Source organism: Streptomyces sp. B21-105, from assembly GCF_036898465.1.
Taxonomy (GTDB): domain Bacteria; phylum Actinomycetota; class Actinomycetes; order Streptomycetales; family Streptomycetaceae; genus Streptomyces.
The window spans coordinates 5,666,482-5,681,229 of record NZ_JARUMJ010000001.1; the positions used below are offsets into that span (position 1 = coordinate 5,666,482).

Below are 14,748 nucleotides of genomic sequence, written 5' to 3' on the forward strand. Positions count from 1 at the left end.
GCCGGACGCTTCTCGGCGTCCGCAGGCGTGCGTGGCGTGCCCCGGCGTTCCCCGGTGTCCGCAGATGTGCCCTATGAAGCGAGGGTCAAGTCCCGTGAGAGTTATCCACAGGCTGGGGCTCGTGGTGGCTGAAGTGGCGCAGCGCGGTCAGAATCTGGGCATGGGGGATACGGACGGGGTCTCGCCCCTGACGGGCGCGGCCGGCACGACCGACAGCGGGAGGCAGCGGTGAGGACAGCGACACTGGGGCCGGCGCAACGAGCCGAGTCACTGGCGGCGATGGCCGAGCGTGAACTGGACGTGCTGGTGGTGGGAGCCGGCGTGGTGGGCGCAGGCGTCGCGCTGGACTCCGTGACGCGCGGCCTGTCCACCGGGCTGGTCGAAGCACGCGACTGGGCCTCGGGCACGTCGAGCAGGTCCAGCAAGCTGATCCACGGCGGCCTGCGCTATCTGGAGATGCTCGACTTCGCCCTCGTGCGCGAGGCGCTCAAGGAGCGCGGCCTGCTGCTCGAACGGCTCGCCCCGCACCTCGTGAAACCGGTGCCCTTCCTGTATCCGCTCCAGCACAAGGGCTGGGAGCGGCTGTACGCGGGCTCGGGCGTCGCCCTCTACGACGCGATGTCCATGGCCCGCGGGCACGGACGCGGGCTGCCGACCCACCGTCACCTGAGTCGAGGCCACGCTCTGCGTGTGGCCCCTGCCTTGAAGAAGGACGCCCTGGTCGGCGCGTTGCAGTACTACGACGCGCAGATGGACGACGCCCGCTTCGTGGCCACGCTGGTGCGCACCGCGGCGGCCTACGGGGCGAGGGCGGCCAACCGCGCGCGCGTCACCGGATTCCTGCGCGAGGGCGAACGGGTCGTGGGCGCGCGCGTGGAGGACGTCGAGGCGGGCGGGGAGTACGAGATCCGCGCCCGACAGATCGTCAACGCCACCGGCGTGTGGACCGACGACACCCAGGCGATGGTGGGCGAGCGGGGACAGTTCCACGTCCGCGCGTCCAAGGGCATCCACCTCGTCGTGCCGAGGGACCGCATCAGCTCCTCCTCCGGGCTGATCCTGCGCACCGAGAAGTCCGTGCTCTTCGTCATTCCCTGGGGCCGGCACTGGATCATCGGGACCACCGACACCGACTGGGATCTCGACAAGACCCACCCGGCCGCCTCCAGTGCCGACATCGACTACCTCCTCGAGCATGTGAACTCGGTTCTCGCAGTACCGCTGACCAGGGACGACGTGGAGGGCGTGTATGCGGGACTGAGGCCGTTGCTGGCCGGCGAGTCCGACGCCACCAGCAAGCTGTCCCGGGAGCACACCGTCGCCCATCCGGTGCCGGGGCTCGTGGTCGTGGCGGGCGGCAAGTACACGACGTACCGGGTGATGGCCAAGGATGCGGTCGACGAGGCGGTGCGCGGCCTGGATCAGCGGGTCGCCGACTGCGTCACGGAGGACGTGCCGCTGATGGGCGCGGAGGGCTACCGGGCGCTGTGGAACGCGCGGGCGCGGATCGCGGCGCGGGCCGGACTGCACGTGGTGCGGGTGGAGCATCTCCTCAACCGCTTCGGGGCGATGGCGGAAGAGGTCCTGGACCTCGTCGTCGCCGACCCGTCGCTGGGGGAGCCGCTCCAGTTCGCCGACGACTATCTGCGCGCCGAGATCGTGTACGCCGCCTCCCACGAGGGCGCACGGCATCTGGACGACGTGCTGACGCGCCGCACGCGCATCTCCATCGAGACCTTCGACCGCGGCACCCGCAGTGCCCTCGAGGCCGCCGAACTCATGGCGCCGGTCCTCGGCTGGGACCAGAACCACATCGAGCGCGAGGTCGAGCACTATCAGAAGCGGGTGGAGGCCGAGCGGGAGTCGCAGCGCCAGCCCGACGACCTGACGGCGGACGCGGCACGGCTGGGCGCGCCGGACATCGTGCCTCTTTGACGTCTCCGCTGACAGTTCCTCTGAAAGTTCCTCTCAGGACCCTGCTGACATCTCCTCCGACAGCCCGCTGGCCGCTCTGACAGTCCGTTCGGCGGACGCTCCCGGGCCGTCCCCTCTGACGGTCCGTCTGACGGCTGCCGGCTGTTCTGATCGGGGCGCCCGCGGGGCGGGGCCGGTCGGAGAGCCGCGGCGGGCGCCTTGCCGCGGGTGAGAGGCAGCGGGAGCGGCTGGTCCGTGGGCGGAACGGGCCCGGCCTGCGAACTCACCCGTGCACAGGCCGAGGAGCGCCAGGGCCACCGGGACGGCCGCCAGGTTCCGGAGTGCGGGCATCGCGGTCCCCTCTCTCCTCGTCCTCGGCACTCTTCCACCGGACAGGCCGGAGGGTGCCCCGGCCTTCAGGCCGGGGGTGAATCCGGTTTCCCGCGTAGCGGGGCAGGAGAAGCCGGATCGCCGTCAGGGCGATCCGGCGTCCCGGAGGCTTCGGTAGCACGTCGCACTACGGAGATCAGCCATGAGTTCAGAGAGCGGTCGTCAGCCGCAGCAGCAGCCACGGCGAGTGCGTGCACGTCGTCGGGAAGGCGGAGGTTCACATGCTTCGTCATGGTCCCATTCTGACATCGGCTCCAATGTGAAGCTATGATGGGACCATGAGTCGTTTCCGGATGTACCCGACGCGCGAGCAGGCGGAGCAGATGCTGCTGCACTGCGCGCACGCCCGGTACGTCTGGAACCTCGCCGTCGAGCAGCACTCCCACTGGCGCAGGTGGCGCAAGTCCGCCCCCGGTTTCGCCGAGCAGTGCCGCCGGCTCACCGAAGCCCGACACGACAACGAATGGCTCGGCACGGGCAACGCCGACGTACAGCAGCAGGCCCTCAAGGACTTCGCCAAGGCCAAGAACGCCCGCTTCACCTCAGGGTTCGGCGAGCCGACCTGGCGCAAAAAGTTCCGTCACGAAGGCTTCCGCGTCATCGGCACCGACCGCGTGCCCGAGTGCAACGAGGACGGCTCGCCGAAGCTGAACACGAAGACCGGCAAGCAGGTCATGGGCCGCTCCGTCGTGGTGCAGAAGCTGAACCGGCGCTGGGCCCAGGTGAAGGTGCCCGGCTGCGGCTGGGTCCGCTTCCGCCTCACCCGCGACCTGCCCAGCGCGAAGACGTTCCGGGTCACGTTCAGCAACGGCCAGTGGCACGTTGCGTTCGCCGTCATCCCCGAGCCGATCGACGCCCCGGGCACGGGCGAGGTCATCGGCATCGACCGGGGCGTGAAGATCACCGCCGCCCTGTCCGACGGCCGCACCCTCAACTGCCCGCAGCTCACTGTCAAGGAACGTGCCCAGGTCCGCAAGCACGAGCGGCGCGCGGCACGGGCGAAGAAGGGCAGCCCCGAGAAGACGGCCGAGTACGCCAAGGCCGCCAAGTTCAAGGCCCGTGAGGCGAACCGGCGCAAGGACTGGTGCGAGAAGACCTCGACGATGCTCGCCCGCTCGTATGACCTGGTGCGGTTCGAGAAGCTGAACGTCAAGACGATGACCCGCTCGGCGAAGGGGACCGTCGAGCAGCCCGGCAAGAACGTCGCTCAGAAGTCCGGCCTGAACCGGGCGATCCTCGCCCAGGGCTGGGGTCTTCTGCGGCAGCGCACCGAGCACAAGGCCCCCGGCCGCGTCGAAGACGTGCCCGCCCCCTACACGAGTCTGCGGTGCAGTGCCTGCGGATGGATCGACAAGAACTCGCGCAAGAGCCAAGCCGAGTTCGTCTGCTCCTCCTGCGGCTTCACCTGCAACGCGGACACCAACGCCAGTATCAACGTCGCGGCAGGACAGGGCGGGATTCCCCGCCCCCGGCGATCAGCCGGTGCCGGAAGGATGACACCCCCCAAGGGGTCGAGCGTCCGTGAACCTCAGCCCATATGGGTTGGAATCCCCCTCTTTTAAGAGGGGGAGGATGTCAACAGTTCGTCACGTCCATCATCCAGGGCCGGGGCGCACGCTCCTCACCTGGTCCGCGCCCCCTGACCGGCGCTCGAGCGGCGCATTGGCCGGAGCGTGCTGCACCTTCTGGCCGGAATGCTCCCCTCCTGGGGTGCGGTCGGGAGGCGGTGAGGGGCACCCTGGGCGTCGGGCACTTGTCGGGTGAGGGACAATGGAGGCTCTGTCAGGGCGGGTTGCATGAGGGGACGCATGTCGGAGGCGGAGCGGGCGGGAGTATCCCGTCAGGACAAGAGCGCACGTCTCCTCGCCGGGCGGTACCGGCTGGGAGACGTACTCGGCCGCGGCGGCATGGGGACGGTGTGGCGCGCCGAGGACGAGACCCTCGGACGCACGGTCGCCGTCAAGGAGCTGCGGTTCCCGGGGAACATCGACGAGGACGAGAAACGCCGCCTGATCACGCGGACGTTGCGCGAGGCCAAGGCCATCGCGCGGATCCGCAACAACAGCGCGGTGACGGTCTTCGACGTGGTCGAGGAGGACGACCGGCCGTGGATCGTCATGGAGCTCGTCGAGGGCAAGTCGCTCGCCGAGGTCATCCGTGAGGACGGCGTGCTGGATCCGAAGCGTGCGGCGGAGGTCGGGCTGGCCATCCTCGACGTGCTGCGCTCCGCGCACCGTGAGGGCATCCTGCACCGGGATGTGAAGCCGTCCAACGTGCTGATCGCGGAGGACGGCCGGGTCGTGCTCACGGACTTCGGCATCGCGCAGGTCGAGGGTGATCCGTCCATCACCTCCACCGGCATGCTCGTCGGCGCGCCCTCCTACATCTCCCCGGAGCGGGCCCGCGGGCACAAGCCGGGGCCGGCGGCCGACCTGTGGTCGCTGGGCGGTCTGCTGTACGCGTCGGTCGAGGGATCGCCCCCCTACGACAAGGGTTCCGCCATCGCGACGCTCACAGCGGTGATGACGGAACAGCTGGAGGAGCCGAAGAACGCGGGTCCGCTGCGGGACGTCATCTACGGCCTGCTCACCAAGGATCCCGCGCGGAGGCTCGACGACGCCGGTGCGCGGGCGATGCTCGACGCGGTGCTGCACGCGCCCGAGCCCCGGCACGCCGAGCCGGCTGACGCGACGAAGGTCGTGCCGCTGCCGGTACCGCCGGACGGCCCCGGCGGCAGGGGCGGTTCGGCCGGCGCCGAGGCCGGCGAGAAACTGCGCGGCGCGCTGCGGTCCGTGCGGAAGGTCGCCGTCGCGGCGGGGGCGGCGACCTCGGCGGCCGCGGCCCGCGCCAAGTCGTCCAACGGGCCGAGCGGTTCCGGATCGGCCGGCGCGGGCGAGGCGTCGAGCGGGGGCGGGGCGTCGTACCGGTCCGGTGCCGCTTCCGCCGCCGCGCCGCCCACGGTGCCGCCTCCGCCGCCCCCGGCCGCGCCCGCTGTCCAGGCATCCGGCAACCCCGCGACGCGATCGGCTCCGGCCTCGGGTACCGCGGCGGGTGCGGGGTCGGTGAGCCGGGCGGGGTCCGGGGCGGTCGCCCGGTCCGCGTCCGTGCCTGCGGCGCGTGCCGGTTCGGGCGCCGTGGCGGGCGCAGAGTCCGCCTCGGCCAGTGCTGCCGGGGGGAACGGCGGCAGCGGCGGGCGGAGTTCGGGGTGGCCCGTCATGACGCCTCCGGACCTGCCCCCGCGGTCCGTGCCGCGGGCGCCGCTGACCGACGTGGTGCCGAAGCGGACGCTGGTGATCATCGCCGTGGTCGTGGCGCTCGCCGTGCTCGGCACCGTGCTGGCCCTCACGCTCGGCGGCGGTGGCGACGACTCCGCGGGCGCCAAGGGCGGCACGAAGGGCGGCGCCTCCACGGCGGCGGCCGCCGGGAGCGCGAGCGCCGGCTCCGACACCAAGGAGGACACCGGCGACGCGACGCGCAAGGACGGGTCGGGTTCGAAGGACCCGTCACAGTCCGGGACGTCCGGGTCCACGCCGGGCAACACCGCCGCGGCCGGGGGCACCGGGTCCGGCGCCACCGCGGACGGCGGGGCGGTGACGACGTACAAGAGCGCGCAGGGGTACACGATCGGGCTGCCCGCAGGGTGGAAGTACCGCACCACGGTGTCTGCGGGAGACCGTTTCACCGGGCCGGACGGGCAGAAGCTGCTCGTCGCCTGGACGAACAGGCCCAAGGGCAGCCCCGTGGCGGACTGGAAGAACCAGGAGCGCTTCATGGTGCGCTCCCAGTACAAGAAGGTCCGCATAGCGCAGGTGAACTACCGCGGCTGGAACACGGCCGACTGGGAGTTCACCTACAAGGAGGGCGGGACGGCCTACCGCACCATCGACCGCGGGTTCGTCGTCAACAGCGGTCTCGGGTACGCGCTGATGTACACGGCGAAGGCGGCAGCGTGGGGCAGCGACCTGCGCGGCGCCACCTGGGCGACGCTGACGGACACCTTCACGCCGAAGAAGTAGCGGCCGCCGGGCAGAGCCGGGTTCGCAACGCGAGATCCGGCATCCCCGCTTTGCGGGTTGCCTCCGGCACGTATCGTGAGTGGTTGCGGACCGTACGCATCCAGCAATGCGGCTGGATTCGGCTGCAAAGGCACGCAACGCGAACGGAATTGACCGACCGGGCGGCCGGGGGAGGCAACGTGGACGACTACGCGGGTCGGGTACTCGCCGACCGCTACCGCCTGCCGCTGCCGCTCTCCGACGAGTACGAGCACGAGAGCCGGGCCTTCGACACCTACAGCGGGCAGGAAGTCCTGGTCCGCCAGGTGCCGTTGCCGGAGGTCGTCGAGGCGGAGGTGCTCGACGCCGAGGGACTGCCCGAGGGGTTCACCGCCCGTGAGCGCGGGGCACGGCGACCGGCCACGCGCGCCACGGGCGAGGCGTCCGGGACACGCAGGCCGGCCGATCCCGTCGTGCGGCGCGCGATGGAGGCGGCGCAGGCCGCGGCGGGCATCCCCGACCACCCACGGCTCGACCAGGTCTTCGACGTGTTCGCCCAGGGCGGCTCGCTGTGGATAGTGAGCGAACTGGTCGCGGCGCGACCGCTGTCGGCGCTGCTCGCCGAGCAGGCGCTGACGCCGTACCGGGCGGCCGAGGTCGCCTCCGACGTGCTCATGGCGCTGCGGGTGCTGCACGCGCACGGGTGGGTGCACCGGAACATCACCGCCCGCACGGTGCTGGTCTGCGACGACGGACGGGTCATGCTGACCGGGCTCGCGGTCGGCGCGGCGGAAGAGGCGCTCTGCGGCTACGACCCGGTGCCGGCCGAGACCACGACGGCGGGCGGGCCGGACGGGCCGGGCCGAGCGGATGGGCCGGACCGGGCGGGTGATCCGGCCCGCGGCGGTGCCGCGACCGTCGGACCTGCGGGGACGGGCGGCCACCCCGGGGCCGGGGCGCACCCGGCGCACGGGGTGAGCGCGGGACCCGGCGGCGGCGCGGGGTTCGGCAGGGGCGCCGGCGTGCCCCGGGCCGGGGCGGTGGACGCCGAGGCCGCCAGGCGGGCCGCCATAGAGGCGCGGGCGTCGGGTGCGCGACCGGTGCCGTCCGGTGAGCCGTCCGGCGCGGGCGGGGCCTCCGGCGCGGTGGCGCGGCGGGACCCTGTGGAGACCGGCGGGGACATCCGCGCCGCGCGGGCCGGGGCGATCGCCGCGTACCGTGCCGGAGCACGGGCCGCCGCCCGCGTGCAGGAGGCGCAGGAGGCGCAGCAGAACGGCCGCGCGGCGCTGCCCGGGGCCCGCCCCCCGGCCGACGGCGATCCCGCAGCCCTGGCCGGCAACCCTCCCGGACAGATGGCCGACCCCTACGGTGTGCAGGGCCCGCCCGTGCCCGGTCCCGCGCGGTACGGCGCTCCTTCGCCGGCGCACGCTTCCCTCGCGCCCCACTCCGGACAGGGCCCGGAGGCGACACCGGGAGGCGGCACGGCGGGCGAGGCGCGGACCGGCGCCCACTGGGACGGACCGGCGACCGCGGCACCGGGCGCCGGCGTCGGGCGCGGCCCCACCACCGCGCTGGCGGCCGAGCGGGCCCGCCAGGCGCGGATGGCCGTGGTCGGGCCGGTCACCGAGCGGTGGGCGCCCGAGCAGGCCGGGCCGGTGCACGAGAACTGGCAGCTGGCCGCGCCGATCGGTCCCGCGACCGATCTGTGGGCGCTCGGCGCGCTGCTCTTCCGAGCCGTCCAGGGGCATGCGCCGTACCCGGAGGAGTCGACGGCCGAGCTGGTGCAGATGGTGTGCGCCGAGCCGCCCGCCTTCGCCGAGGAGTGCGGACCGCTGCGACCGGTCGTGGAGTCCCTGCTGCGCCAGGACCCCACCGACCGCCCCGACTTCGAGGAGCTGCGCGGCTGGCTGCGCTCGCTGGTGCGGTCCGCGCCGGAGCCCGAGGCGGGCACGCACGTGATAGTCGCGCCGCCGGCCGATCCGCGCCGTCTGCCGATCGTCCGCCGCAAGGGCGAACTGGTGCGCCGCCGGCGCGCCGGGCTGCCCGCGTCGCACGGACGGCACAAGCGGGGCCGCCCCGAGCCGGACCGCTCGCCCCGCAGTCTGGGCCGCACCCTCGTCCTCCTGGTCCTGCTGGTGCTGGCCGCGGCGATCGCCTACGCCGTGCTGTTCATGCCCAAGGCCGGCGAGGACGACGCCGCCGGCCCGGACGGCGCCCGAGGGACCGGGGCCACCGGGACTCCGGCCGGCCAGGCGCCCGACGCCAGCAGCGAACCCCGGCCCGACCAGACCGGGCCCGCCGGCGGCGTCTCCGGATCCCCGTCGTCCCCGTCGTCCTCGTCGGCGCAGGCCACCCAGACCCAGACCGGTGGTTCCGGCGCGGGCGTCGCCGACGGTTTCACGCTCCGCAAGGACGAGGCCGGCTTCCAGATCGCCGTGGCGAACGGCTGGAACCGCACACCGAAGAACGGCCGGGGACAGGTCGTCTACGCGCACGGCGACTTCGAGCTGATCGTCGTGCCGGGGCGGGACAGCACGTCCGGGAACGGCAGCGACCCGATGGTCTACCAGCGGGAGAAGGAGAGCGAGCTCCAGCCGTACCGCGCCTCCAGCTGGGCGACGGCGTCCGGGCTGCGCACGACGACCGTGGGCACCCGGACCATGGCCGAGGGCCAGTTCACCTGGACCGACGGCGACGGCCGCAAGCTGTATGTCCGCAACCTCGCGATCCTGATCGCCGGGCGGTACCACGTCGTCCAGGTCAGAGGGCCGGAGGCCGAACGGGACGAGGTCACGCGGCTGTACGAACAGGCGGCGGCCGCCTACCAGTACACCGGCTGAGCGCCGCCGGTCCCCCCGGTTCCCGCGCCGGCGCGGAAGCGACAACCGTCACAGTGCTGTCTCCTTGGCACCCCTGCGGTTCCGCCGAGGCAGCAAGGTCTTTACGCTGACCCTGTCAAGAGCATTGCGGGGCAACGTGAATCAGATGCAGGGCCAGCTCCTGGCCGGCCGCTACCGGCTCGCCGACGCCATCGGGAGCGGCGGCATGGGCCGAGTCTGGCGTGCCCACGACGAGCTGCTGCACCGGGCTGTCGCCATCAAAGAACTGACCGCCGCGCTCTACGTCGCGGAGAGCGACCAGGCCGTGCTGCTGGCGCGGACCAGGGCGGAGGCCCGGGCCGCCGCGCGGATCAACCACTCCGCCGTGGTCACCGTCCATGACGTGCTCGAACACGACGGCCGGCCGTGGATCGTGATGGAGCTGGTCGAGGGCCGTTCGCTGGCCGACGCCGTCAAGGAGGACGGCCGAGTCGAGGCCGCCGAGGCCGCCCGGATCGGCCTGTGGGTGCTGCGCGCGCTGCGCGCCGCGCACTCCGCCGGTGTACTGCACCGCGACGTCAAGCCCGGCAACGTGCTCCTCTCGCACGACGGACGGGTTCTCCTCACCGACTTCGGCATCGCCCAGATCGACGGCGACACCACCATCACGCGCACCGGCGAGGTCGTCGGCTCTGTCGACTACCTGGCCCCCGAGCGGGTGCGCGGCCATGATCCGGGCCCGTCCTCCGACCTGTGGGCGCTGGGCGCGACGCTGTACACGGCGGTCGAGGGACGCTCGCCCTTCCGGCGCACCTCACCGCTGACCACCCTGCAGGCCGTGGTCGAGGAAGAGGCCGCCGACCCGCGCCATGCCGGCCCGCTGGGCCCCGTCATCGCCGCCCTGCTGCGCAAGGACCCGGCCGCCCGCCCCGGCACCGCCGAGGCCGAGCAGCTTCTCGCGGAGGCGGCCGAGGGACGGCGTCCGCACGCGGCTCAGGCGCACGGGGCCCAGGTGTATGTGCCCACGCAGTACGGCGGGCCCGACCCGGGTACCGGAGGCCACCGGACGGCGTCCCGCTCCGGGTCCCACCCGACCCCCGCCACCTCGTACGTACCCGTCGGCCCGGAAGCGGCGACACCGGTACCGGGCCACCCCGCGACCGGCCCGACCGCCGTGGGCCCGACCGCGACGGGTCCCACCACCGCGGCCCCGGCGCACTTCGGCCAGGGTCCGGCACCTGTCGGCCAGAGCCCGGCGCACAGCGGCCAGCGTCCGGCATACGTCGGCCAGGGTGCGCCGTCGGCCGGGACGGCGGCGGAGCCGCCCCGGCGCCGTCGTCGGCTGCGCTCGCTCGTGCTGGTGGTGGCCGTCGCCGCGCTGGTCGGCGGGGGGACCGCCGTGGTGCTGCAGAAATGGGACGGGGGGCGGTCGCAGACCGTCGGCTCCGACTCGCCGTCCGACTCGCCGAGTCCGACGAGCGCCTCCACCCCCGTCGAGCAGGGCGCGGTGCCCGACTCCTGGCAGCGCGTCGACGACCCGCTGGGCTTCGGCCTCTCGCTCCCCCGGGGCTGGGAGCGTGAGGTGTACCAGGACGACGGCGATCTCCAGCAGATCGACTACTCGCCCGACGGCGGCAAGCACTTCGTGCGCATCGCCCTCGACAAGTCCCCCGACTTCAGCGACCCGTACGCGCACCAGGTCGACCTGGAAGCACAGCTCAAGAGGCTGGTCGACTACCACCGGGTCACCCTCGAGAAGAACGTCTACCGCGACCGGGCCGCCTCCGAGTGGGAGTACACCTGGACCGCGCTGGCCAAGGACACCGAGTTCCCCGGACCGCGCCGCGCCATCGAGGAGACGTACGTGGCCCGTAACGGCGCCGAGTACGCGATCTACATGTCTGCGCCCGCCGACGACGACTGGGCCACCACGGCCAGACAGTTCAGATCCGTACTGCAGAGCTGGCGCGAGCCCACCGCGTAGTACCGGCCGCAGGCTCCCGCAGTTGGCCGGACGGCGCCCCGGAGGCAGGCCGTCCGGTGGGGCATGATGTGCCCATGGGGACCGAGGGGGACGGGAGCACCGCACGGGTCATCGCGGGCCGTTACCGGCTGGAGGCGAGGCTCGGGCGCGGCGGCATGGGTGTCGTGTGGCGGGCCACGGACGAGCTGCTGGGACGGCGTGTCGCGGTCAAGGAGCTGACCCAGGACGACACGCTCTCCGACGAGGAGGCCCGCGAACGGCGGGACCGGACACTGCGCGAGGCACGTGCCGTCGCCCAGTTGCGCCACCCGCACGTCATCGTCGTGCACGACGTCGTCGTGGAGGACGAACGCCCCTACATCGTGATGGAGCTGCTGGACGGCGGCTCGCTCGCCGACCGGATCGCCGAGCACGGCCCGCTCGCCCCGGACGAGGCCGCCCGGATCGGCATCGCCCTGCTCGGCGCCCTGCGCGCAGCGCACGCGGCGGGGGTGCTGCACCGGGACATCAAGCCCGCGAACGTCCTGTTGGAACGCGACGGCGACCGGGTCGTCCTCACCGACTTCGGCATCGCGCAGGTCTCGGGCGCCACCACGCTCACCCAGACCGGCTCGTTCGTCGGCTCGCCCGAGTACACCGCGCCGGAGCGGATGTCCGGGGCGCGCACCGGCGCGGAGTCCGACCTGTGGTCGCTGGGCGCGCTGCTGTGCACGGCGCTGAGCGGCGAATCCCCCTTCCGACGGGACTCGTTGGGCGGCATCCTGCACGCCGTCGTGTTCGCCGAGATCCGTACGCCCCCGCAGGCCGGGCCGCTGCTGCCGGTCGTCCGGGGTCTTCTGGAGCGCGATCCGGACCGGCGGCTGAGCAGCGCGGAGGCGGAGCGGCTGCTGCGCGCCTTCCTCGACACCGGGTGCACGCCGACGCCCGTGTCGTCCGGATACACGCCGACGCAGGCCGACCTGCCCCGGCCGCAGCCGCAGCCGCAACCGCAACCGGAACAGGCCGCCAGGGAACGCTCCACGCGCAGTGTGCTGGTGGCCGCGCTGCTGGTCGCCGCGATGGCGGGCGCGGGCGTGTCGGCGGCGGCGCTGCTGATGAAGGGGGACGGCGACGGAGGGCACGCGCCCGCGAGTTCGGCGCCGGCGGTCTCCGCGAGCGGGTCGGGGCGCTCGGCGAGCGGGTCCCCGAGCGCGCCGGTGTCGTCCGCTCCGTCGCCCGCCGCGTCGCTCACGCCGAGCCGTACGCCGTCCGCACCCTCCGGCTACCGGGTGGCCGACGATCCCGCCGGGTTCGCGTTCGCGGTGCCGGAGGACTTCACGCGTGTGCCGCAGGGCGAGCGGGTGTTCTACATGTCGCCGGGGCAGGTCTTCCGGCTCGGCGTGAAGGTCTCCCACGCGTCGCCGGACGGCCCGCTCGCCGTCATGGAGCGGGCCGCAGCCCGGGGTGCGGACACCAACCCGGGCTACCACGACGGCCGGGTCACCGAGACCAGCCAGGGCGGACGCCCTGCCGCGCTCTGGCAGTTCACCTGGAACGGCTTCAGCGCCGCGGAGGGCCCCCGGCACACCTACGACCTGTGCTGGGAGGAGGGCGGGCGACTGTACGACGTGTGGGTCTCGGCGCCGGTCGGGAAGGTACGGGAGGCGCGGGAGTACTTCGACGTCGCGGTCGACACCTTCGTCGTAGGGTGAGGAACCTTCGTCGTCGGGTGGGGCGGCCGCGCGGAGGGTCCGCGTAAAAGGGGCATAAGGAGCGGTACGCGTCACGGGTGTGTGACCGGTGGGCCCGACCGGTGGAAATCGGCCCGTGTGGCGCGATGTGATGAGCCCATGAGCCACCACGGGGGATTCGGGCCCGGTCCCGACGACACGACGAGTTTTGTTCTGCAACCGCCGAACCCGCGCCCGCAGGTGAACCCGCAACCGCACATGAACCCGAACCCGGCCCCGGGCGGCGTGCCGCCGCAGCCGCCGGTGGCCGGGACGGCGGACGGGTCGGTGGACGGGCCGGCGGCCGGGGCGGTGCAGGAGCCCGGCGTGGGGAGGCTCGTCGCGGGACGCTACCGGCTGCTGGCCAAGCTCGGGCACGGCGGCATGGGCACCGTGTGGCGCGCCAAGGACGAGACCGTGGACCGCGAGGTCGCCGTCAAGGAACCCCGGGTGCCGGACCACCTTCCCGAACGTGAACGGGCCAATACGTTCGAGCGGATGCGGCGCGAGGCGCGGGCGGCGGCGCGGCTCGACCATCCGGCCGTGGTCAACGTCCATGACGTCGCCGTCGTCGACGGCCGGCCGTGGATCGTGATGGAACTGGTCCACGGACGTTCGCTCGGCGACGCCTTGCAGGAAGGCACGCTCGGGACGCCCGAGGCGGCCCGGATCGGCCTGGAGGTGCTCGGCGCGCTGGAGGCCGCGCACGCGGCGGGCATCCTGCACCGGGACGTCAAGCCGGACAACGTACTGCTCGGCCGGTACGACCGGGTCGTCCTCACCGACTTCGGCATCGCGCAGATCGAGGGCGAGACCAACCTGACCGACACCGGGGGCTTCGTCGGCTCGCCCGAGTACATCGCGCCCGAGCGGGTGCTGGGCCGGCGTCCCGGGCCCGCCGCCGACCTGTGGTCCCTGGGCGTGGTGCTGTACACGGCGACCGAGGGCGTGTCGCCGTTCCGGCGCAGCAACACGCCGGCCACCCTGCAGTCCGTCCTCCACGCGACGCCCGCACCGCCCGCCGCCGCGCAGGGGCCGCTCGCCGAGGTCGTCGACGGCTTGCTGCAGAAGGACCCGGCACTGCGTCCGACGGCCGCGCGGGTGCGGACGCTGCTGGAGGCCGCCGCGAACCCGCCCGCACCGCCCGCGCCGCAGCCCCCGCAGGCCGTCTCGCACACCGCGGCGCTGAGCGTCCGGCGCCGGCTCGGCCGCCGCACGACGTGGATCGGGCTCGGCGCAGCCGTCGTCGCGGCGGCGACAGCGGCGTACCTGGTGTTCGCCGATCCGTTCGCGGGGCCGCTGCCGGACGGCTGGACGACGAAGCCCGAGAAGGAGGTCACCGCGACGCTGGTGGTGCCCGACAGTTATGTGCGCAGCGAACCCGAGAAGACCGCCCCCGCCGACGATCACTGGGTGGCTTACACCGACCCCAGCGGCGCGATCTCGGTCGTCCTGCGGGTGGACCGCAGAGCGCAGGACACCGGCCACCGGATCAAGGACTCCGCGGCGGCCGAGATGTACGCCGACAACGGGGACTTCAAGGAGTCGGGCAGTTACGAGCTCGACATGCCGAAGGGGCCCGCGACCCGCACGGACGGCAACGCGACCTTCCACGGCCGCAAGGCCGCCGGGAACACCGTCGTCTACACCACGGACGACAGCCGGCAGCCGGCCCCGCGCGAGCTGCGGATCCTGTACTACAAGTCCAGCGCCGGCGACATGTACAAGCTCATGGTCGGCTACCCGGGCAAGGGCGACTTCACCGCCCGCGGCCGCGAGGTGGCCCGCACGGCGATCGCCCACCTGGAGATCGACCGGCTCTAGCGCCCGCCACGGAACCGCACCCGGGAACCGCACTCCGGTCTCCCGCCCCGGAACCGGTGGGGGGACGAGTGCGGAACCGGTGCCGGACCGGGGCGCCCGGACCGTGTGGGGAA

At 73.3% G+C, this 14,748-nt stretch carries 8 protein-coding genes; 7 read left to right on the forward strand and 1 reads right to left on the reverse strand.

Annotated elements, in window-relative coordinates:
• Nucleotides 1-228: 228 nt before the first annotated feature.
• The gene (locus tag QA802_RS25740) at nucleotides 229-1,935 is read left to right on the forward strand and encodes a glycerol-3-phosphate dehydrogenase/oxidase (protein ID WP_334527082.1); all 1,707 of its coding nucleotides are present in this window, start codon (nucleotides 229-231) and stop codon (nucleotides 1,933-1,935) included.
• A gap of 395 nt (nucleotides 1,936-2,330) precedes the next feature.
• Here QA802_RS25740 and QA802_RS25745 read toward each other — a convergent pair whose 3' ends face one another.
• On the reverse strand, nucleotides 2,331-2,537 hold the full coding sequence (locus QA802_RS25745) for a toxin-antitoxin system HicB family antitoxin (protein ID WP_319168940.1): 207 nt from the start codon (nucleotides 2,535-2,537) through the stop codon (nucleotides 2,331-2,333).
• 45 nt (nucleotides 2,538-2,582) lie between these two features.
• Here QA802_RS25745 and QA802_RS25750 point away from each other — a divergent pair, with 45 nt between their 5' ends.
• The 6 genes from QA802_RS25750 to QA802_RS25775 all read left to right on the forward strand — a co-directional run bounded on the left by QA802_RS25750 (nucleotide 2,583) and on the right by QA802_RS25775 (nucleotide 14,635).
• Complete coding sequence (locus tag QA802_RS25750; RefSeq protein ID WP_334527085.1) at nucleotides 2,583-3,866, forward strand: RNA-guided endonuclease InsQ/TnpB family protein; 1,284 nt, start codon at nucleotides 2,583-2,585, stop codon at nucleotides 3,864-3,866.
• A gap of 246 nt (nucleotides 3,867-4,112) precedes the next feature.
• Nucleotides 4,113-6,320 (forward strand): serine/threonine-protein kinase, encoded by a 2,208-nt coding sequence (locus tag QA802_RS25755; RefSeq protein ID WP_334534879.1) that lies wholly within the window; start codon nucleotides 4,113-4,115, stop codon nucleotides 6,318-6,320.
• Nucleotides 6,321-6,499: 179 nt separating this feature from the next.
• Nucleotides 6,500-9,139: a serine/threonine kinase C-terminal domain-containing protein gene (locus QA802_RS25760; RefSeq protein ID WP_334527088.1), complete on the forward strand. Its 2,640-nt coding sequence runs from the start codon at nucleotides 6,500-6,502 to the stop codon at nucleotides 9,137-9,139.
• A 145-nt stretch (nucleotides 9,140-9,284) separates the two neighbouring features.
• Complete coding sequence (locus tag QA802_RS25765; protein WP_334527091.1) at nucleotides 9,285-11,102, forward strand: serine/threonine-protein kinase; 1,818 nt, start codon at nucleotides 9,285-9,287, stop codon at nucleotides 11,100-11,102.
• 74 nt (nucleotides 11,103-11,176) lie between these two features.
• Nucleotides 11,177-12,793, forward strand: coding sequence for a serine/threonine-protein kinase (locus QA802_RS25770; RefSeq protein ID WP_334527094.1), 1,617 nt, complete (start codon nucleotides 11,177-11,179; stop codon nucleotides 12,791-12,793).
• A gap of 138 nt (nucleotides 12,794-12,931) precedes the next feature.
• On the forward strand, nucleotides 12,932-14,635 hold the full coding sequence (locus tag QA802_RS25775) for a serine/threonine-protein kinase (RefSeq protein WP_334527097.1): 1,704 nt from the start codon (nucleotides 12,932-12,934) through the stop codon (nucleotides 14,633-14,635).
• Nucleotides 14,636-14,748: the final 113 nt, after the last annotated feature.